Genomic DNA, 18,136 nt, shown 5'->3' with positions numbered 1-18,136 from the left:
GGGCGTAAAAACAAAAGCCTGCCGACCTATCGGTCGGCAGGCTGCAGGAGTTATGTCCTATGGAACGGAATGGCGCCGCCAGGCACGGGGGCTTTTTTCTGCGCAACGCTCAAGGGACGGTGGGCGGGGCGACGTTGCCGGAGGCAACAAGCGTCCGTCCCGCCGTCACTCCCCGGCGTCGGGGTCCGCCTGGCCGACCCCCTTGAAGATCGGCTTCAGCGGCAGGATCCAGGCCACGCCGAAGAAGACGTAGATCAGGAATTCCACCGCCACCGGCAAGTGCCACAGGTCGAGGCGGCTCAGCACGCCCCAGGCCACCACGATATACAGCGGAAACCCCACCAGCAGCACGAAAAGGGACCAACGCCTGCGGGCCTTGTAGCTCAGTGCCATTGTCTTGCTCCTCTTCGATCCTGCCGATGCAGTTAGTCCGCGAAAGGGTCGGTGACCAGAATCGTATCGTCACGCTCGGGCGATGTGGACAGCAGGGCCACCGGGCAGCCGATCAGCTCTTCGACCCGGCGGACGTACTTGATCGCGGCACCGGGCAGGTCGGCCCAGCTGCGCGCGCCCTCGGTCGATTCGCTCCAGCCTTCCATTTCCTCATAGACCGGCACGCAGCGCGCCTGTTCCTCGGAGGCGAAAGGCAGGTAATCCAGCACCTTGCCGTCCAGCTCGTAGCCGACGCAGATCTTCAGCGTCTCGAAGCCGTCCAGCACGTCCAGCTTGGTCAGCGAAATGCCGTTCACGCCGGAGGTGGCGCAGGTCTGGCGCACCAGCACCGCATCGAACCAGCCGCAGCGGCGCTTGCGGCCCGTTGTGGTGCCGAATTCATGCCCACGCTCGCCCAGGCGTTGGCCGTCCGCATCGTCCAGTTCGGTCGGGAACGGCCCCTCGCCCACGCGGGTGGTATAGGCCTTGACGATCCCCAGCACAAAGTCGATGGCGCCCGGGCCGATGCCGGTGCCTGTGGCCGCCTGACCGGCGATCACGTTCGAAGAGGTGACAAAGGGATAGGTGCCGAAATCCACGTCCAGCAGCGCGCCCTGTGCCCCTTCGAAAAGGATGCGCTGGCCGGCGCGGCGTTTCTCGTTCAGGATCTTCCAGACCGGGGCGGCGTATTGCAGGATCTGGCCCGCGATCTCGCGCAGTTGCGCGATCAGCGCGTCGCGGTCCACCGGTTCGATCCCCAGGCCACGGCGCAGCGGGTCGTGATGGGCCAGGGCCCGGTCCACCCGCGCCTCCAGCGTCGCGTCGTCGGCCAGATCGGCGACACGCACGGCGCGGCGGCCCACCTTGTCCTCGTAGGCCGGGCCGATGCCACGGCCGGTGGTGCCGATCTTGGCGCCCGGACGCGCGGCGGCTTCGCGGGCGCGGTCCAGCTCTCCGTGGATCGGCAGGATCAGCGGCGTGTTCTCGGCGATCATCAGTGTCTCGGGGGTGATCTCTACCCCTTGTGCGCGGATCGTCTCGATCTCGGACACCAGATGCCAGGGGTCCAGCACCACGCCATTGCCGATGACCGAAAGCTTGCCCCGGCGCACCACACCCGATGGCAGCGCGTGCAACTTGTAGACCTTGCCATCGACGACAAGGGTGTGCCCGGCGTTGTGGCCACCCTGGAAACGGCAGATCACATCGGCCCGGCTCGACAGCCAGTCGACGATCTTGCCCTTGCCTTCGTCACCCCATTGCGCGCCAACCACGACGACATTTGCCATCACATTCCCCTTTACGGCGTTGCAAACCCGCGCGTGTATACGCGCGCAATGCCGCCTGCGAAACCGCAAAATCGCCGCAAGAGACTGGACAGGCGCGCGCCATCAGGGCAGCAAGGCGGCAAACCTCTGGAGGTGTCCATATGAGTTTCCTGCTGCGCTGGCTCTTTGCCTTCGTCCTGCTGGCCGCGACCTACAACCCGAGCCAGGTCAACTATGTCCGCTGGGCCATGAACAACACCGACGGCAACCTGCCGCTGGTGGTGCTCTTCGGGATCGTCCTGCTGATCGGCTATATCATCTACCTGCGCGCCACCCTGCGCTCGATCGGGGTCTTCGGCATGGCGCTGGTGCTGGGGCTGGTGGCGGCGATTCTCTGGGCGCTGGTCTATTACGGGCTGCTCGACCTGTCGGATCCCAAGCTGTCGACCTGGATCGGGATCTTTGCCCTGTCGCTGGTGCTGGGCGTGGGCCTCAGCTGGTCGATCATCCGGCGCAAACTGTCGGGCCAGGTCGACATGGACGACGTCGAGGAATAACGCCCGCCCCACCCCGCGCGCCGCCCAAGGGACGGCGGGCGGGGCGACGTTGCGGCCCGCAGGGCCGTGACAAGCGTCCGTCCGGCGTCCCGCTCAGCAGCCGTCGCGCCCCACCACCATGACCCAGCTGTCATTGGAACTGCGCACCAGCCCGTATTCCGTGGCGCCTTGCGACAGCATGGTGCGCCGGTGCCCGGGCGAGCCGGCCCAGTCCGACATCACCTCGCCCAGCGACCGCTGCCCCTGGGCGATGTTCTCGGCGATCACGCAGGGCCGGTAACCGGCCTTTTGCACGCGGCTCATCGGGTTGCTGCCGTCGGGGCCCACATGGTCGAAAAAGCCCTTGCGGTCCATGTCCTGCGCGTGACGGCGGGCGGCCTCTTCCAGCCGGGGGGACCGCGTCAGCGCAGGCAGGCCGTTTTCAGCCCGAAAAGCGTTCAGCGCCGCGCCGCCCTGCCCCTCGGCAAAGCCGTCAAAACCGCGCGACGCTAGTTCGGCACGCATGCCGCCCTGTCCGGAAAACCGCCCCTGCGGCACCCAGCCGCAAGAGGCCACCGCCGCGCAAAGCGCCATCATCCAGACCAGCCGCATGTCCTTCTCCCCTACAACGCCTCGGCCAGCCTGCGCGCCAGCGCGGTCTGCCGCGCCACGGCGGTGTCGAGATCGAAGCTGACGATCCGCCCGTCCTCGACCACCAACCGGCCCTCGACCAGAAGATACCGGACACGCTGCGGCCCCGCCAGAAGCAGCGCCGCCGGGTCCCAACTACCGGCGCTTTCCAGCCCAGAGACATCCCAGAGCGCCAGGTCGGCCCGTTTGCCCACGGCGATCTGGCCACAGTCGTCGCGGCCCAGCACCTCTGCGCCGCCGCGCGTCGCGATCCACAGCGCCTCACGCGCGCTCATCGCGTCGGCGCCACGCGTCACCCGTTGCAACAGCATCGCCTGCCGCGCCTCTGCCGCCAGGTTGCCCGCGTCATTGCTGGCCGATCCGTCCACGCCCAGGCCGACGCGCACACCCGCGTCGCGCATCGCCCGCACCGGGGCAATTCCGCTGCCGAGACGGCAGTTGGAGCAGGGGCAATGGGCCACGCCGGTTTTCGAGCGGGCAAAGAGGGCGATCTCCTGCCCGTCCAGTTTCACGCAATGCGCGTGCCAGACGTCGTCCCCGGTCCAGCCCAGATCCTCGGCATATTGACCGGGGCGGCAGCCGAACTGCGCCTGAGAATAGGCAATGTCCTCGTCATTCTCGGCCAGGTGGGTGTGCAGGCGCACGCCCTTGTCGCGGGCCAGGATCGCCGCGTCGCGCATCAGGTCGCGGCTGACGGAAAAGGGCGAACAGGGGGCAACGCCCACGCGCACCATCGCGCCCTCGGAGGCATCGTGAAAGGCGTCGATCACCCGGATGCAATCGTCGAGGATCGCCGCCTCACGTTCCACCAGAGAATCGGGCGGCAGACCGCCATCGCTTTCGCCGATGCTCATGGCGCCGCGCGTAGGGTGAAACCGCAGCCCCACCTCGCGCGCCGCGGCGATGGTATCGTCCAGCCGCGCGCCATTGGGATAGAGATACAGGTGGTCCGAGGACATGGTGCAGCCCGAAAGGGCCAGTTCCGCCAGCCCGATCTGGGCCGAGGTGAACATCTCTTCGGGGCCAAAGCGCGCCCAGATCGGGTAGAGCGTCTGAAGCCAGCCAAAGAGCAGCGCGTCCTGCCCGCCGGGCACCGCGCGGGTCAGGGTCTGGTACAGGTGGTGATGCGTGTTGACGAGGCCCGGCGTGACCACGCAAGACCCGGCCTCGACGATGCGCCCGGAGGTGGTCAACCCCTGCCCGATCTGCGCAATCACGCCGTCGCGGATCAGGATATCGGTGCCGGTCAGTTCCCGCGTGTCATCGTCCATACACAGGACGGTGCGCGCGTTGCGGATGAGAACTTCTGCCTGTGCCGTTGTGGAATGTGCGGTTGTGGAATGTGCCATGTCAGCCCCTCACGAAAGCCCTTTTCGGTGAGAGACAGGGGTGAGGCACGCCAGAAAAGGGAAGGACGCGTGACCGCCCGCGCGCAATTTAGCCTGCGTTGCGCAGCAGGTCCAGCGCGGCGGCGTGCAACTCGGGCGTGGCGGCGGCAAGCGCGCGGCCACCCTCATGCACCGGCCCACCTTCCCAATTGGTGACGATCCCGCCCGCCGCCTCGATCACCGCGATGGGCGCCTGGATGTCGTAGGCCTGCAAGCCCGCCTCGATCACCAGGTCGATCTGCCCCGCCGCCAGCAAGGCGTAGGCGTAGCAATCCATGCCGTAACGTACCAGGCGGGCCTGGGCGGCCACACGTTCAAACCCGGCGCGATCCTCAGGGGTGCCGACCTCGGGGAAGGTGGTGAAGAGGATGGCCTGTTCGATGGCCTGCGTATCGCGCACGCCCAGCAGCCCGGTGCCATGCGGCCCGGTGAAATCCGCGCGCGACAGGCCGCCGCGAAACCGTTCCTGCGTGTAGGGCTGGGCGATGATGCCATAGACCGGGCCGGCTTCATCGCGCACAGAGATCAGCACCCCCCAGGTCGGGGTTCCGGCCAGAAAGGCGCGTGTGCCATCGATCGGATCAAGGACCCAGGTGAGACCGGAGGTGCCGGACTGCGTGCCGTATTCCTCGCCCAGAATCGCATCGCCGGGGCGCCGGTCTGCCAAGACCGCGCGCATCGCCTGTTCGGCGGCGCGGTCGGCGGCGGTCACCGGGTCGAACCCGGTGCCCACATCCTTGTTTTCGGCGGTCAGCCCACGCTGGCGAAAAAAGGGCAGGATCGCCTTGCCTGCCGCGTCGGCCAAAGCCTCCGCCGTATCAATCAACTCGCGTGCGAGTTCTGCCGGGATCCGGTCCATGCGCCCCTCCTGTAACCCGGTTCCGGGCTACAGCAGCGGCGCTGGGGGCTCAAGCCACGTCGGACAGGACGCGCGCCAGTTCAAAGAGGCGGCGGCGCTGGTTTTCCGGGATCGCGTAATAAGAGCGGACAAGATCCAGGGCTTCCTTGTCGCCCATGATGTCGGCAGGCACCGATTCCGCTGCGCCCTCTTCGGCGGCATTCTCATGTTCGATGCCCTCGAAGAAGAAGCTGACCGGAACGTCCAGGGCCTCGGCGATGTCCCAGAGCCGCGAGGCGCTGACGCGGTTCGCGCCAGTCTCGTACTTCTGGATCTGCTGGAATTTTATGCCAACGCGTTCGGCAAGTTGCTGCTGCGTCATGCCGACGAGCCAGCGACGATGCCTGATGCGTTTGCCGACGTGAACGTCCACGGGGTGCGCCATCTATGTCTTCCTGTTCTATGGGTGTGACCAGATGAGCCGGGACCGTACCCCAATCCCCCAGAACCAGCATCATCCTACACGTCTATGGCCTTATGTGCTACATCATAACGGTCCTCAAAATCAAGTCGCGCAACCACCTATTGATGGTGCACAGCGGGGAAAAACACGACAAAGTTGAACTTGACCGGAAAGCATTCGGTTACACTTCATTTTGCCGCAGCCCCTTTTGCGGGCGCTTTGCCTTGGGGGCAAACTCCGCTAGGCAATTGAAAAACCATATGCAGAGGATGGAATGCGCGCCTTTTTCCTGACCGATCACGACACGCCGGCCCGCCTGAGCGATGTTGCCGTACCCGAACCGGCAAAGGGCGAAATCCGCCTGAGGATTGCCGCCTGCGGACTGAATTTCGCGGACCTTCTGATGCAGAAAGGCACCTATCAGGACACGCCGGCCCTGCCATTCGTGCTGGGAATGGAGGTTTCGGGAATCGTTGACGCAACGGCACCCGACGTCAATGACTTTGCGCCCGGTGACCGAGTCGCGGTCTTTGGCGGTCAGGGCGGGCTTGCGGACTACGGCTGCTTCTCGGCGGCGCGCGCGGTCAAGCTGCCGGAGACGATGGGATGGACCGATGCCGCCGGGTTCCAGATCGCCTATGGCACCAGCCACCTGGCGCTGGATCACCGGGCGCGCCTGCAGCCCGGTGAGACCTTGCTGGTCCTGGGCGCCGCGGGTGGCGTCGGGCTGACTGCGGTCGAGATCGGCAAGCTGATGGGCGCGCGGGTCGTCGCCTGCGCACGCGGTGCCGACAAACTGGCGGCGGCAAAGTCCGCCGGGGCCGATCACCTGATCGACGCCGAAACCGGCGATATCCGGGCCGAGATGAAGGCGCTTGGCGGCGCCGACGTGGTCTATGACCCGGTGGGGGGCGAGCAGTTCACCGCCGCCTTCCGGTCCTGCAACCCCGAGGGGCGCCTCCTGAGCATCGGTTTCGCCAGCGGGGACGTGCCGCAGATCAAGGCCAATCACCTGATGGTCAAGAACCTTTCGGTCATGGGCCTGTACTGGGGCGGCTACCTTGCCTTCCGGCCCGAGGTGCTGACCGGCTCGCTGGCGCAGCTCATGGCCTGGCATGGCGCAGGACGGCTGAAGCCACACATCAGCCATGTCCTGCCGCTGGACCGGGCCGCCGAGGGCATGGAGTTGCTGCGCAGCCGCAAATCGACCGGCAAGGTGGTCATCACCATCGCCGATCTCTGACCCGCCCGGACGCGCAAGCGGGGCGCGGGACCGGAGGGCGGGCCGCTGCGGGACGCATGTCCCGCAGCCGGGGCGGCCAGAGGCCCGCGCCTCAGCCTTGTTCCTTGGCCCAGACCATGTCGATCATCGCCTGCGTCCCGCGCGAGAACTCCAGCGGACAGGGGTAATGCGCCTTGTCCAGAACGCTGGCATTGAAGGCCTCGACCTGGTGGACATAGTGGTTGTCCGCCGGAAAGCGGTGGACCGTCTCGACCAGGTCCTTTGACTGCACGATGACACGCGCTTCGCCGTAGACCTGGGCATTGAAGGGCGCGGTCAGCTTCATCACCCCGTCTTCACCGTGAAAGACCACCTCCTGCCAGGGCGCCATCCGCATCGAGACAACGCCTGTGTAGTGGAACGACGGGAAACGCGCGGTGATATGGGTCCAGACATCGACGCCGTTCTCACGTTCGACAACGGCAGAGAGGATTTCATCGGGCTCTTCACCGGTGACGAAACGGGTCGCGCCGTAGATGTAGACGCCGATGTCCGGAACAGCGCCGCCACCGGTGTCCGGCCGGTTGCGGATGTTCTGGCTGTCAGAGCGGTTGTCGTAGGAAAAAGCCGCCGAAACGCGCAGCAGCTTGCCGATGGCGCCCTCCTGGTAGAGCTGGCTGGCCTTGTGCCACTGGGGATGGTGCACGATCATAAAGGCCTCTGCCGCCAGCAGCCCGGTTTCGTCGCGCTTGGCGATCACCGGGTCGAATTCCGCCGCCGTCATCGCCAGCGGCTTTTCCACCAGCACATGTTTGCCCGCCTCCAGAGCCTTCATCGCCCATTCCACGTGCAGGTGGTTGGGCAAAGGGACATAGACCGCGTCGATTTCCGGGTCCGCCAGCAGAGCATCATAGCTGTCGTGCACGGCCAGCCCCGGCGCCAGCGCCGCAAAAGGCGCGGCCTTGTCGGGCGAAGAGGTCGCCAGCGCCGCAAGACGCCCTCGGCGACCCATGTGAATCGCGGGCCCCATGTGTTCCCGCGCGAATTTCGCGGCGCCCAGTATCCCCCAGCGGACGTGATCGGTCATGTCTCTCTCCCAAATTTGTTAGCGCCAACCCTAGCGCAGGCGGAACGGCCTGAAAACGCTCAGTTGACCTCTGGTTCGCGCCACGGCATCCGCTTTGGCAATCACTGATTGTTGGGTGTCAAACCATGCTGCGTAAACTTCTCATTGCCCTTTGCCTTGTTGCGGGAGGCGTCGCCGGACCCGCCGGGGCGCAGGATTGCCTGCCCATAGGCGACAGCTGCATTTCGCCAGAGGACAGCCGGGTCGTCCTTGGGCCCGCGGAACTGACCGAGCTGCCGAAACTTGCCGGGGCCACGTGGCTGCAAAGCCTTGAACTGGTGGGCGATGGCGATCCCGCTCTGGTCGTCGATCTTGCCGCGCTGAACGTTCTGACGGACCTCGGTCACCTGCGAATTCAGGATCTGCCCGGCGCGCGCTGGGAGGGGCTGGACCTGCCCGCACTGCAAGCCCTGGGCCTGCGGGACAATGAAATCACGGATTTCGCCTTTCTCGACGATCTGCCCGCGCTCAAGGCGCTCTGGCTAAAGGATTCTTTCGGCCTTTCGGATCTGCCCCGTGCGACGCTGGGCCGGATCGAGAATCTGCGCTTGAACGGCCCAGACCTGCACGACATCAAGGCCGACGGTGCGATGACCAACCTCACGATCCTGGGGTTCAAAGATGTGTCCCTGGCTGATCTCTCGGGCCTTGGCCCGACCCCGGCGCTGGAACTGCTGAACATCGACGGCGAGGATATCCTCAGCCTCGACGGCCTGATCGTCGGCCCGGCATTCCGCGAGCTTTGGGCCGAACGCGCCAATCTGACGGATATTTCAGCCCTGGCTCCGGCGGACAACCTGGAAGTGCTCCGGGGCAAGAACAGCCGGATCGCGGATATCTCCGCCCTCGCGGGCAAGAACAAGCTGCTCACCCTGTTCCTGACCGGAAGCCAGGTCAGCGACCTCTCGCCGCTCGTGGGCCTGCAATCGCTACAATTGCTCAGCTTTTCGGACACGCCCGTGACCGATATCTCTGCCCTGTCCAACCTGCCCAAGCTGGTGGCGATCTACATGAACATCACCCGTGTCACGGATTTCACGCCGCTGCTGGAGACACCGACCGACATCATGCTGCGGATCAACAGCGACCGCATCCTGATGAGCAGCCAACTTCCCGGTTTCATCGCCGAAGAAGGCTGGAAACGCGGGCCGCTCTACGAGAAGTGAACCCAGGCACCGGACATGAAAAAAGGCGGGGCATTGCCCCGCCTTTGACGGCCGACAGAGGGGAACAGGCTCAGACGGACGACAGCATTCCCTGCTCTTTCGCAAGATCGCGCATCCGCTTTTGCAGTTTCTCGAAGGCGCGCACCTCGATCTGGCGGATACGTTCGCGCGAGACGTCGTACTGGCCCGACAGTTCTTCCAGAGTGACCGCCGATTCCGCCAGGCGGCGCTGGGTCAGAATGTCTTTCTCGCGGTCATTCAGAACGTCCATCGCCTCGGCCAGCAGGGCGCGGCGCGCCTCAAGCTCGTCACGCTCGGCGTAATCCTCGGCCTGGTCGGCGTCTTCGTCTTCCAGCCAGTCCTGCCACTGCATGGTGCCTTCGCCTTCGGACCCAACGGTAGCGTTCAGCGAGGCATCGCCGCCGGACAGGCGCCGGTTCATCGAGATCACCTCTTTCTCGGTCACGCCGAGGTCGGTTGCGATCTTCTCGACATGTTCGGGCCGCAGGTCACCGTCTTCCAGCGCGCCGATGCGGCTCTTGGCCTTGCGCAGGTTGAAGAACAGCTTTTTCTGCGCGCTGGTGGTGCCCAGTTTCACCAGGCTCCAGGACCGCAGGATATATTCCTGGATCGAGGCGCGGATCCACCACATGGCATAGGTCGCCAGGCGGAACCCCTTTTCCGGGTCAAAGCGTTTCACCGCCTGCATCAGGCCCACATTGGCCTCGGAAATCACCTCGGCCTGCGGCAGTCCGTAGCCGCGATAGCCCATCGCGATCTTGGCCGCCAGGCGCAGGTGCGAGGTGACCATCCGGTGCGCGGCCTCGGTATCCTCGTTCTCGACCCAGCGCTTGGCCAGCATGTATTCTTCTTCCGGCTCCAGAAGCGGGAACTTCCGGATTTCCTGGAGGTAGCGGCTCAGACCCGCTTCCGGCGACGGTGCCGGGAGATTTGCATAGTTCGACATCTTGTCTGTTCCCTCCGTTCGGACCCGCATGTTACGGGCTTTAACATCAGGTAGGAACCTAAACCGAATAGTTCAAGTCCCACATCCGTTGGCTTTGGCGCAGTTAAGCTCGACAGCTGACGGCGTCACCCTTTTTGTCATAGCGTCACAGAGACGTGCTCGGTTCCTGATGAATTGAAACATATACATTTATGCATGATCATACTGCAAATATCGTGGATAATCAAATTTATTCGCATGGGATAACAGGGGGCATCCGTCTCCTTCAAGGAAAGACCCCGCCATGCAAGCCATTGCCCTCTCACCTGTTCATGTTCGCACAGCCGGTGCGCTCTACCTCGTCATCATCCTCTGCGGCCTGACCGCCGAGATCGCCCTGCGGGGTCCCTTGCTTGCCGGGTCACCGCCAGAGATCGCCGGGGCCATTGGCGCAAACCTGCCGCAGTTCCGGCTGAGCCTGCTGGCGGATGTCATCATGTTGCTGGCGGATATCGCTCTGGCGCTGCTGTTCTTCGCCCTGCTGCGTAACCTATCCGAGGCGCTGGCCCGCGCCGCGATGGTCTTTCGCCTGGGGCAGGCCGTTCTGATCGGCGCCAGCCTGATCGCCCTGGCCAGCGCCCCGGCCCTGCTGGCGGACCAGCCGCGCATGGCCGTCCACATGACCGAGATGCACGCCCTGGGCTATGACATCGGCCTGATCCTCTTCGGCGTGAACAGCCTGATCATGGCGCGGCTCCTGTCGCTGGGCGCCACCCCCCGGATCGTCGCGCTTGGGATCGCGGCCGCGGGAATCGTCTACCTCACCGGCAGCCTGTTGCGCCTGACCGCCCCCCTGCTGTCAGAAGCCTTCCAACCCGCCTACCTGGTCTGCATCCTGGCCGAGAGCGCGCTTTGTCTCTGGCTGCTGATCACGGGGCGGGTCTGAGAGACTAGTCGAACTGGACAATTGCGCAGTCGAAATCGGTTTCGCTGATCACGCGGGTATGGTGGCCCTTGCCGAAGGTGTCTTCCATGCGCCAACAATCGCCCTGCCCGAACTCACGCGCTTCACCATCGCTGGCGGTGACGCGGATCCGGCCCGAAAGACAGATCAAGAGCTGCCGCTTGGGCGTCGGATGAACAGGTTCGTCCCAACCCGCCTCGAGTTTCAGCCAGACCATCGACTTCGCCGCCTCCCCCCCCGAGACGAGAATATCCTGCGCGGGTGGGGCAAAGACCTGTTTCGACAACGGCACTGCAACGTCTCGCCAATGGCTTTCGCCTTCGTCGTCGCTATAGAGCAGTTGGTATGTCATGGTCGCCGTCCCTGCAGTCGGGACGGATTGTGACATGCCCGCCGAGATCCGCCAAGCTCTCAGAGCGCGCGCAAGGCCTTCAGCAGTCCCGCCATATCCTCCGGCAGATCACTGTTGAACATCAGCGCCTCACCCGTCACCGGGTGGTCAAAGCCCAGCTTTGCGGCGTGCAACGCCTGCCGGTCAAAACCCTTCGCCAGGTCGTAGGCCGCGCCCAGCGCCTTTTCCGACAGTTTCCGCCGCCCGCCATAGACCGGGTCGCCGACCAACGCATGGCCCGCATGGGCCATGTGCACGCGGATCTGGTGCGTGCGCCCGGTCTCCAGCCGACATTCCACAAGGCTGACGCAGGGCGGCACGCCGAACCGTTCCAACAGCTTCACATGGGTGATCGCGTGCCGCCCCTGACCGTCGAAATAGACCGCCTGCCGCTGGCGGTCGGTCTTGTGCCGCGCCAGACCGCTGGTGATGGTCACGCCACCTTCGCCCCCGGCAGAAACGCCCCGCGTGTTCAGCAGCCGCGGGTCGGCGAGGTCGGGCACGCCGTGGGCCAAGGCAAGGTAGGCGCGCCGCACGCTATGTTTCTCGAACTGCGCGGCAAGCCCGTGATGCGCCCGGTCGGATTTCGCCACCACCAGCAAGCCGCTGGTGTCCTTGTCGATCCGGTGCACGATGCCGGGGCGCTTTTCGCCCCCCACGCCGGACAGGTCCCCGCCAAAGTGATGCAGCAAGGCATTCACAAGCGTCCCGTCCGGCGAACCGGGTGCGGGATGCACCACCATCCCGGCGGGCTTGTCCACGACGATCAGATCTTCGTCTTCCCAGATCACCGTCAGCGGGATGTCTTGGGCAACGACGTCATACTCCTGTGGCTCGGGAACGGTGATCTCGATCTCGTCCCCTTCCGCGACCCGTGCCTTGGGATCACTCACGGTGACGCCACCGCGGCGGACAGCGCCCTCGGCGATCAACCGGCCCAGCCGCGTGCGCGACAGGGCCGCCGCCTCTGGCACATCACGCGCCAGCGCCTTATCAAGACGCACCGGCGGATCCGCCGAAATCACGATACGAAGGATGGTCATGGCCTCTCCCGATCCCGAAGACGATCTGCCCGAACCGCCCTCCCTGCGCTTCCTGCGCATTCTGGTCACGGTTCTGACGGCGGCGATGATTGCCGGGATCATCGGGATCCTCGGCCTGATCTGGCACCGCTATAGCAACGCACGCGCCCCGCTGCCAGAGGTCATCACCCTGCCCGATGGCACCACCGCCAGTGCCTACACGCAGGGAACCGACTGGTACGCGGTGGTCACGGCGGATGACCGCATCCTGATCTTCGACCGCGCCACCGGCAAACTGCGCCAGGAAATGCGGATCGAACCGGCAGAGTGACAGTCCGTGTAGCCTGTTCCCCGGAGCCCTCCATCGCTTGAGGCCGATCAGAGCCGGGGCGGGGGGCAATGCAAGGGGCCGCAGGCCCGCCGACAGGCGGCTTGCCCTTGCATTGCCCCGCGCGCTGGCTCAGGCCCTCGAAAAGCGAGGGAGGGCTTCGGGGATCAGGCGAGGCTTGTTCCTTGGTGACTCCGGAAGCGAAAAACAGGCGCAGCCTGTTCCAAAGGGTCGGCGGGCGGGCGTCTTTGCGGCGCAAGCCGCAAACAGTCCCGTCCCGGCGACCCGGCCCCGCCTCATTCGAAACTGATCGACACCAGCCCGAAGTCGCCGAAATCCGCCTCCACCATGCAGCCCGACGGACATTCCACGGGCCGGATGAAGGACCCGGACAAGACCACCTGCCCCGCCTCGATCCCGCGGCCATAGCCCGCCAACCGCTCCGCCAGCCAGACGATCCCCATGACCGGATCGTTGAGCACCCCGGCGCCCAGTCCCGTCTCCTCGACCGCGCCGTCCCGCGTCACGATGGCCCCGATCCAGCGCAGGTCCACAAGCCGGAGGTTCACCCTCCTCTCGCCAAGAACGATGCCGGCGTTGGCCGCATTGTCCGCGATCGTGTCAAAGACGTTGCGCGCCCGCCCTGTTGCCGGGTCCTTGCGCAGAATGCGCGTATCAAGGATTTCCAGCGAGGCACGGACATGGTCGGTGGCCGCCACCACCTCTTCCCGTGTCACCGTCCCCCGCAACGGCGCCTTCATGACAAAGGCGATCTCTGCCTCCACCCGGGGCTGGATGAACCGGCCCCCGGGCACGACGCCGCCGCTCTCGAAGACCATGTCGTCCAGCAAAACGCCACTGTCCGGCGTGTCGATCCCCAGGGCCTCCTGCATCGCGCGCGATGTCAGGCCGATCTTCCAGCCTACCTGCCTACGCCCCGCGGCTTGGCGCGCCGTGACATAGGCCGCCTGCACGGCGTAGGCATCGTCCATCGTCATGCCGGGATGAGCCAGCGACAAGAGCCCGATCTGTTCGCGCGCCGCCTCCGCCCTCACCAGCGCCCGCGCCGCGGCGTGGATCTCGCCCTCGGTCACGCCTCGTCCTCCACGCCGTTGCGCAGCACACCAATGCCCTCAGCCTCGACCTCGATCACGTCGCCCGGTTTCAGCCAGACCGGCGGGTCCAGTCGCGCGCCTGCCCCGATCGGCGTACCGCAGACCAGAACGTCACCCGGCACCAGCGTGCAGAAGGTCGAGACATAATTGATGATGTAGCGGAAATCATAGATCATCCGCGAGGTCCGATCCTGCTGTCGGACCTCTCCGTTCACACGGGTCTCCAGCGCGATGTCGTTCAGCTGGGCCGCATTGGTAAAGGGCACCAGCCAGGGTCCGATCGCCCCGGACCGGTCCCAGTTCTTGCCCTGCGTGACGTTGAACTTGGCATGACGCACCCAGTCGCGGATCGTGCCTTCGTTGCACAATGTCAGCGCGGCCACGTGGTCATAGGCCTGCTCGCGCGGGATACGCCGCCCGCCCTTGCCGATGACAAGAACGATCTCGCCCTCGTAGTCGAGCTGTTCACTCTCCGGTGGCCGCACCAGGTTCGCGCCATGTCCCACGAAAGATCCCGGGAACCGGATAAAGAGCGACGGTTTCGACGCCGCCGCCTGGCCGTCCTTGTATTCCGCGTTGCGGTCCGGATAGTTCACGCCGACACAGATGATCTTGTCCGGCGAGGGGATAGGCGGTTCCAGAGTCACTGCCTCCAGCTGCAGATCCGCCTCACGTCCCGCCCCCTGCAGGAAAATCTCCTTCAACGCGTCTGCTGCGATCACCTCGCGCAGGGTCGGCCACTGCGGGTTGACCAAGGACAGGTCGATCACCCCCTCCCCCGTATGCAGCCCGTAGCCCGGTTTCCCCGCGTGACTGTAGCTCACGAAATGCGGTGTCATCATGCCTGTTTCCTTGCGATTTCAGCGATGACCTCGCCGGCCATCATCACATCGTCCCGGGTGCAGTCGAACTGCCCTACCTGAAAACGGATCACCTTCCGGCCCATGTGCATACCTTGCGTGACATAGATCCGCCCGTCGGCGTTGATCGCATCCACCAACGCCTGCTGCGCCGCATCGTCACCCGGCCCCCGGAAGGTAAACAGCGACAGGATCGGCTCCGTCACGATCTCAAATCCGTCGCTCCGCAACAGCTCACACAGTTCGCCAGCCCAGGCCACATGATTGCGGATACGTGCCCGCAGCCTCTCCAGCCCGTAATAGCGGATCAGGAACCACAGCTTCAGCGCCCGGAACCGCCGGCCCAAGGGGATCGTCCATTCGGAGTAGTTGACCACCTCCGAGCCAGAGGTCTTGAGGTACTCCGGCTCGATCTTCAGCGTATCGATCTGGCTCTTCGGATCCCGCAGGAATTGCACCGAACAATCGAATTGCGCCCCCAGCCACTTGTGCGGGTTGAAGACGATGCTGTCGCAGCCCTCGACACCCGCCCAGAACTGCGCGCGAAACTCCGGGCAGATCATCGCCGAACCCGCCCAGGCCGCATCGAGGTGCAGGTACAGCCCCTCGTCCCGCGCGATCTCCACCAGCTCCGGCAGGTGATCCCAGGCGCCGACGCCCGTGGCCCCGGTCACCGCGATGATCCCCGCCGGCACATGGCCCGCGGCGCGATCCTCCGCGATCCGGGCCCTGAGCGCCGCGGCATCCACCGCGAAGCCGGGCGCCCCGGTGGTGCCGACCTTCACGAGGTTCTCCTGCCCGATCCCCGCCACCCAGCAGGCCCGGTCGATCGAACTGTGCACCTGGTCCGAACAATAGATCCTCAACTGTCCCTTGCCCGACAGTCCTTCGCGGTTGCCGGTCCAGCCGGTCGCCCGCTCGCGCATGGTCAACACCGCCGACAGCGTCGCGGAAGAGGCGGAATCCTGGATCACGCCGGAAAACCCCTCCGGCAGGCCCAGCGCCTGCCGCAGCCAGTCGATCATGACGCCTTCCATCTCGGTCGCCACCGGCGAGGTCTGCCACAGCATGCATTGTGGCGCCAGGGTGCTCACCAGCATCTCGGCCAGCATCGAGACAGGCGCCGCATTGGCCGGAAAATAGGCAAAGAAACGCGGATGCTGCCAATGGGTCAGCCCCTCGGGAACAATGCGCTCGAAATCTTCCCAGATCGCTCCCATCTCTTCGCCCGCTTCCGGCGGCACAGTGGCCAGCCGCGCGGCGAAACGCCCCGGTTCCACAGCCGGGCGTACGGGCCGCTCCCGCAACCCCTTGTGATAGGCCGCGCCGAATTCCGCGGTCTTTGCCCCCCAGGCGGCAAACTCATCCCAATTCATCACTCTCTCCGCTCAAACTCGACCAGTGTTTCTTTGGGCCGAAAAATACCCCCGGGGGCGCCCGCAGGGCGGGGGCAGAGCCCCCCAACGGCGCGCCAGCGCTTGACCTGCCGCGCCGCAGGCGCGTCCGCCTGGCACCTGCTCAGGGCGCCACGATGGGTGTTGCCTTCAGCACAGCCTCGACCGGCACCACCCCTTCGAAAACAGACCCCTCCTCGAACCAGCTCCTCGGCGCCGGCGCGCCCCAGAGCGTCTGGCGCTGCGGGTCTTTCAGGTCCCAGCGGATCGGCTCCAGGTCCGGATCGACCGTCTGGTAATCCGAACAATAGATCTCGATCCGGTGCCCGTCCGGATCGCGGATATAGAGGAAAAAGGCGTTCGAAATCCCGTGTCGCCCCGGCCCGCGCTCGATGTTCGCGAGATACCCGGTGGTCGACATCAGGTCCAGCAGGTCGATGATGTTGAGCGGTGTCGGCACCCAGAAGGCGGTGTGATGCAGGCGCGGCCCGGTGCCATTGGTAAAGGCCACGTCATGCACGCCGCCCTTGCGGTGCATCCAGGCCGCCCAGAGCTTCTTGCTGACGTCGTCCTCTGTGTATTCCGTCACCCGGAACCCCAGCCGGCCGTAAAACGCCACCGCCTTGTCCACGTCCGGCGCAAAACAGTTGAAATGGTCGATCCTGAGCGGCTTGACCCCGGTGTAGAGCCGGTATTCCTGGTGGATCGGCGGCAGCCGGTCCATGCGGAAATAGAACTCCATCGGCGCGCCGAAACAGTCATGGGTACGCAGGGTCCGCCCCTGGTGCGACCGCACCACCCATTCCACCGCGTGCCCCTCGGAAACGAACCAGTCATGGGCCCGGTCCAGGTCCTCCTCAGAGTAGACCTTGTAGGACAGGTAACGCACGTCCGCGACGCCCGACTTGCGCAGCACCATGCAGTGATGCCCGCGCTCCTCCATTGCCCGCAGGCACAGTGTATCCTCGTTCTCTTCTGTCACCTGCAGGCCCAGCGTGTCGACATAGAAGGCCCGGCTGGCGGCAAGGTCGGTCACGCCGTATTCGACATGGCTCAGCCGCACGATGTTGAACGGCGGGTACAGGTTCGGTTCGGGGATCGGCATCACGCGCCCTCCAGGTCAAAGACAACATTCGCCTGCCCGGTTCCAGAGCTGGGAAAATACGCACCGATCAGCTCGCCGCGCCCGCGGTAGGCATCCCAGCCCAGCGCCGCCATCAGCATCACGGTGTCATGCATGTTCCCCTCTCCGTCGCAGTGTTCGGCATAATCGGGCAGGATCTTCAGAAAGGTTTCGATGTCGCCGCGCGTCCACATGTCCAGCACCATCAGGTCGACCTGTCGGTTGAACTCCTTCGAGATGGTAAAGGTGCCATTGTTCTCGGCATAGATCTCGGTCGGCCAGATGTGATGCGACAGGCTCCCCGAGGCGATCAGCGCCACCTTCGAGTCGCTGGCTTCGATGGCCTTGCGAATGCCGACCCCGACCTTTCGAGAACTCTCGTGGCTGTGCACCTGGCACATGGCGGACACGGACACCACTTTCAGCGCCCGATCCGCGTTCATGAACCGCATCGGCACCAGAGTGCCGTATTCCAGGTCCAGGCTCTCGACCTGATGGCTCAGCGTATGGGTGCCCTCGGCGCTGGCGTATTCCGCGATCAGATCGCCCAGCGCCGGGTTACCGTCATAGTCGTAGTCCATGTCCCGGATGAACTGCGGGAACTCGTGGCTGGCGTAGCAGCCTTTGAAATGCGGCAGCGCATTGACGTGGTAGCCCGCGTTCACCAGCCAATGCGTGTCCAGCACCACAAAGGTATCCGCCCCTGCCTCTCGTGCGCGGCGCCCGATCTCGCGGTGCCCGTCGATGGCCTGCTGGCGACAGCCTTTCAGCGGCCCCTCCTGCTCGGACATCAGCATGGTCGGCACATGGGTCGCCTTCGCGGCCAATACCAGCTCTCCCATCTCTTCCTCCTCCGCCTGCTCCTCCGCCTGCGCGCGCTCTCCGGTCCGCGCAGGCCCCCAT

Annotated in this window: 20 protein-coding genes; 5 read left to right on the top strand and 15 right to left on the bottom strand. The window is 65.2% G+C overall.

All coding sequences use genetic code 11. The features are described from left to right. Positions 1 to 165: 165 nt before the first annotated feature. Entirely contained in the window at positions 166 to 393 is a 228-nt protein-coding gene (locus tag KZZ07_RS17085) for a DUF2842 domain-containing protein (protein ID WP_219516020.1), read from the bottom strand. A gap of 32 nt (positions 394 to 425) precedes the next feature. After that, complete coding sequence (locus KZZ07_RS17080) at positions 426 to 1,721, bottom strand: adenylosuccinate synthase (RefSeq protein ID WP_219516019.1); 1,296 nt, start codon at positions 1,719 to 1,721, stop codon at positions 426 to 428. A gap of 140 nt (positions 1,722 to 1,861) precedes the next feature. Here KZZ07_RS17080 and KZZ07_RS17075 point away from each other — a divergent pair, with 140 nt between their 5' ends. Then, entirely contained in the window at positions 1,862 to 2,257 is a 396-nt protein-coding gene (locus KZZ07_RS17075) for a DUF6524 family protein (protein ID WP_219516018.1), read from the top strand. Between the two features lie 93 nt (positions 2,258 to 2,350). Here the strand turns inward: KZZ07_RS17075 and KZZ07_RS17070 are convergent, their stop codons facing one another. From KZZ07_RS17070 to KZZ07_RS17055, 4 genes are all read right to left on the bottom strand, one after another. Beyond that, a complete protein-coding gene (locus KZZ07_RS17070) occupies positions 2,351 to 2,848 on the bottom strand; it encodes a CAP domain-containing protein (protein WP_255564411.1) in 498 nt (165 codons plus the stop codon). A gap of 11 nt (positions 2,849 to 2,859) precedes the next feature. After that, positions 2,860 to 4,236, bottom strand: a complete 1,377-nt coding sequence (locus KZZ07_RS17065) for an 8-oxoguanine deaminase (protein ID WP_219516016.1) — start codon at positions 4,234 to 4,236, stop codon at positions 2,860 to 2,862. A gap of 88 nt (positions 4,237 to 4,324) precedes the next feature. Then, the gene (locus KZZ07_RS17060; RefSeq protein ID WP_219516015.1) at positions 4,325 to 5,134 is read right to left on the bottom strand and encodes an inositol monophosphatase family protein; all 810 of its coding nucleotides are present in this window, start codon (positions 5,132 to 5,134) and stop codon (positions 4,325 to 4,327) included. A gap of 49 nt (positions 5,135 to 5,183) precedes the next feature. Next, positions 5,184 to 5,558, bottom strand: coding sequence for a helix-turn-helix domain-containing protein (locus tag KZZ07_RS17055; RefSeq protein WP_219516014.1), 375 nt, complete (start codon positions 5,556 to 5,558; stop codon positions 5,184 to 5,186). 292 nt (positions 5,559 to 5,850) lie between these two features. Between KZZ07_RS17055 and KZZ07_RS17050 the strand changes: the two genes are divergently transcribed. Further along, the gene (locus tag KZZ07_RS17050) at positions 5,851 to 6,819 is read left to right on the top strand and encodes an NADPH:quinone oxidoreductase family protein (RefSeq protein ID WP_219516013.1); all 969 of its coding nucleotides are present in this window, start codon (positions 5,851 to 5,853) and stop codon (positions 6,817 to 6,819) included. A 91-nt stretch (positions 6,820 to 6,910) separates the two neighbouring features. Here KZZ07_RS17050 and KZZ07_RS17045 read toward each other — a convergent pair whose 3' ends face one another. Continuing rightward, positions 6,911 to 7,885 (bottom strand): Gfo/Idh/MocA family protein, encoded by a 975-nt coding sequence (locus tag KZZ07_RS17045; protein ID WP_219516012.1) that lies wholly within the window; start codon positions 7,883 to 7,885, stop codon positions 6,911 to 6,913. Between the two features lie 125 nt (positions 7,886 to 8,010). On the opposite strand from KZZ07_RS17045, the gene KZZ07_RS17040 reads away from it, so the two are divergent. Continuing rightward, the gene (locus tag KZZ07_RS17040; protein ID WP_219516011.1) at positions 8,011 to 9,090 is read left to right on the top strand and encodes a leucine-rich repeat domain-containing protein; all 1,080 of its coding nucleotides are present in this window, start codon (positions 8,011 to 8,013) and stop codon (positions 9,088 to 9,090) included. A 70-nt stretch (positions 9,091 to 9,160) separates the two neighbouring features. On the opposite strand, the gene rpoH is transcribed toward KZZ07_RS17040, so the two are convergent. After that, positions 9,161 to 10,057 (bottom strand): RNA polymerase sigma factor RpoH, encoded by an 897-nt coding sequence (gene rpoH, locus KZZ07_RS17035; RefSeq protein WP_219516010.1) that lies wholly within the window; start codon positions 10,055 to 10,057, stop codon positions 9,161 to 9,163. A 283-nt stretch (positions 10,058 to 10,340) separates the two neighbouring features. On the opposite strand from rpoH, the gene KZZ07_RS17030 reads away from it, so the two are divergent. Beyond that, positions 10,341 to 10,982 carry a DUF4386 domain-containing protein gene (locus KZZ07_RS17030; protein WP_219516009.1) on the top strand — a complete coding sequence of 214 codons (642 nt, stop codon included), beginning with the start codon at positions 10,341 to 10,343 and terminating at the stop codon, positions 10,980 to 10,982. Positions 10,983 to 10,986: 4 nt separating this feature from the next. Here KZZ07_RS17030 and KZZ07_RS17025 read toward each other — a convergent pair whose 3' ends face one another. Continuing rightward, a complete protein-coding gene (locus tag KZZ07_RS17025; protein WP_219516008.1) occupies positions 10,987 to 11,352 on the bottom strand; it encodes a cupin domain-containing protein in 366 nt (121 codons plus the stop codon). Between the two features lie 59 nt (positions 11,353 to 11,411). After that, positions 11,412 to 12,434, bottom strand: coding sequence for an RluA family pseudouridine synthase (locus KZZ07_RS17020; RefSeq protein WP_219516006.1), 1,023 nt, complete (start codon positions 12,432 to 12,434; stop codon positions 11,412 to 11,414). Here KZZ07_RS17020 and KZZ07_RS17015 point away from each other — a divergent pair. After that, complete coding sequence (locus KZZ07_RS17015) at positions 12,433 to 12,744, top strand: DUF6476 family protein (protein ID WP_219516005.1); 312 nt, start codon at positions 12,433 to 12,435, stop codon at positions 12,742 to 12,744. The two genes, KZZ07_RS17020 and KZZ07_RS17015, sit on opposite strands and share 2 nt — an antisense overlap. Before the next feature lie 293 nt (positions 12,745 to 13,037). On the opposite strand, the gene hpaH is transcribed toward KZZ07_RS17015, so the two are convergent. From hpaH to hpaD (KZZ07_RS16990), 5 genes are all read right to left on the bottom strand, one after another. After that, positions 13,038 to 13,835 (bottom strand): 2-oxo-hept-4-ene-1,7-dioate hydratase, encoded by a 798-nt coding sequence (hpaH, locus tag KZZ07_RS17010; RefSeq protein WP_219516004.1) that lies wholly within the window; start codon positions 13,833 to 13,835, stop codon positions 13,038 to 13,040. Continuing rightward, a complete protein-coding gene (locus KZZ07_RS17005; protein ID WP_219516022.1) occupies positions 13,832 to 14,695 on the bottom strand; it encodes a fumarylacetoacetate hydrolase family protein in 864 nt (287 codons plus the stop codon). The genes hpaH and KZZ07_RS17005 overlap by 4 nt, the downstream gene beginning before the upstream one ends. After that, positions 14,695 to 16,092, bottom strand: coding sequence for a pyridoxal phosphate-dependent decarboxylase family protein (locus tag KZZ07_RS17000; RefSeq protein WP_219516003.1), 1,398 nt, complete (start codon positions 16,090 to 16,092; stop codon positions 14,695 to 14,697). Before KZZ07_RS17000 ends, KZZ07_RS17005 begins: the two co-directional genes overlap by 1 nt. A 142-nt stretch (positions 16,093 to 16,234) precedes the next feature. Next, the gene (gene hpaD / locus KZZ07_RS16995) at positions 16,235 to 17,215 is read right to left on the bottom strand and encodes a 3,4-dihydroxyphenylacetate 2,3-dioxygenase (RefSeq protein ID WP_219516002.1); all 981 of its coding nucleotides are present in this window, start codon (positions 17,213 to 17,215) and stop codon (positions 16,235 to 16,237) included. Further along, positions 17,215 to 18,075, bottom strand: a complete 861-nt coding sequence (hpaD, locus tag KZZ07_RS16990; RefSeq protein ID WP_219516001.1) for a 3,4-dihydroxyphenylacetate 2,3-dioxygenase — start codon at positions 18,073 to 18,075, stop codon at positions 17,215 to 17,217. The genes hpaD (KZZ07_RS16995) and hpaD (KZZ07_RS16990) overlap by 1 nt, the downstream gene beginning before the upstream one ends. Positions 18,076 to 18,136 lie beyond the last annotated feature (61 nt).

It is taken from the genome of Mameliella sp. CS4 (assembly GCF_019392335.1).
Taxonomy (GTDB): Bacteria; Pseudomonadota; Alphaproteobacteria; order Rhodobacterales; family Rhodobacteraceae; genus Antarctobacter.
This window is presented reverse-complemented; position numbering and strand designations above follow the sequence as displayed.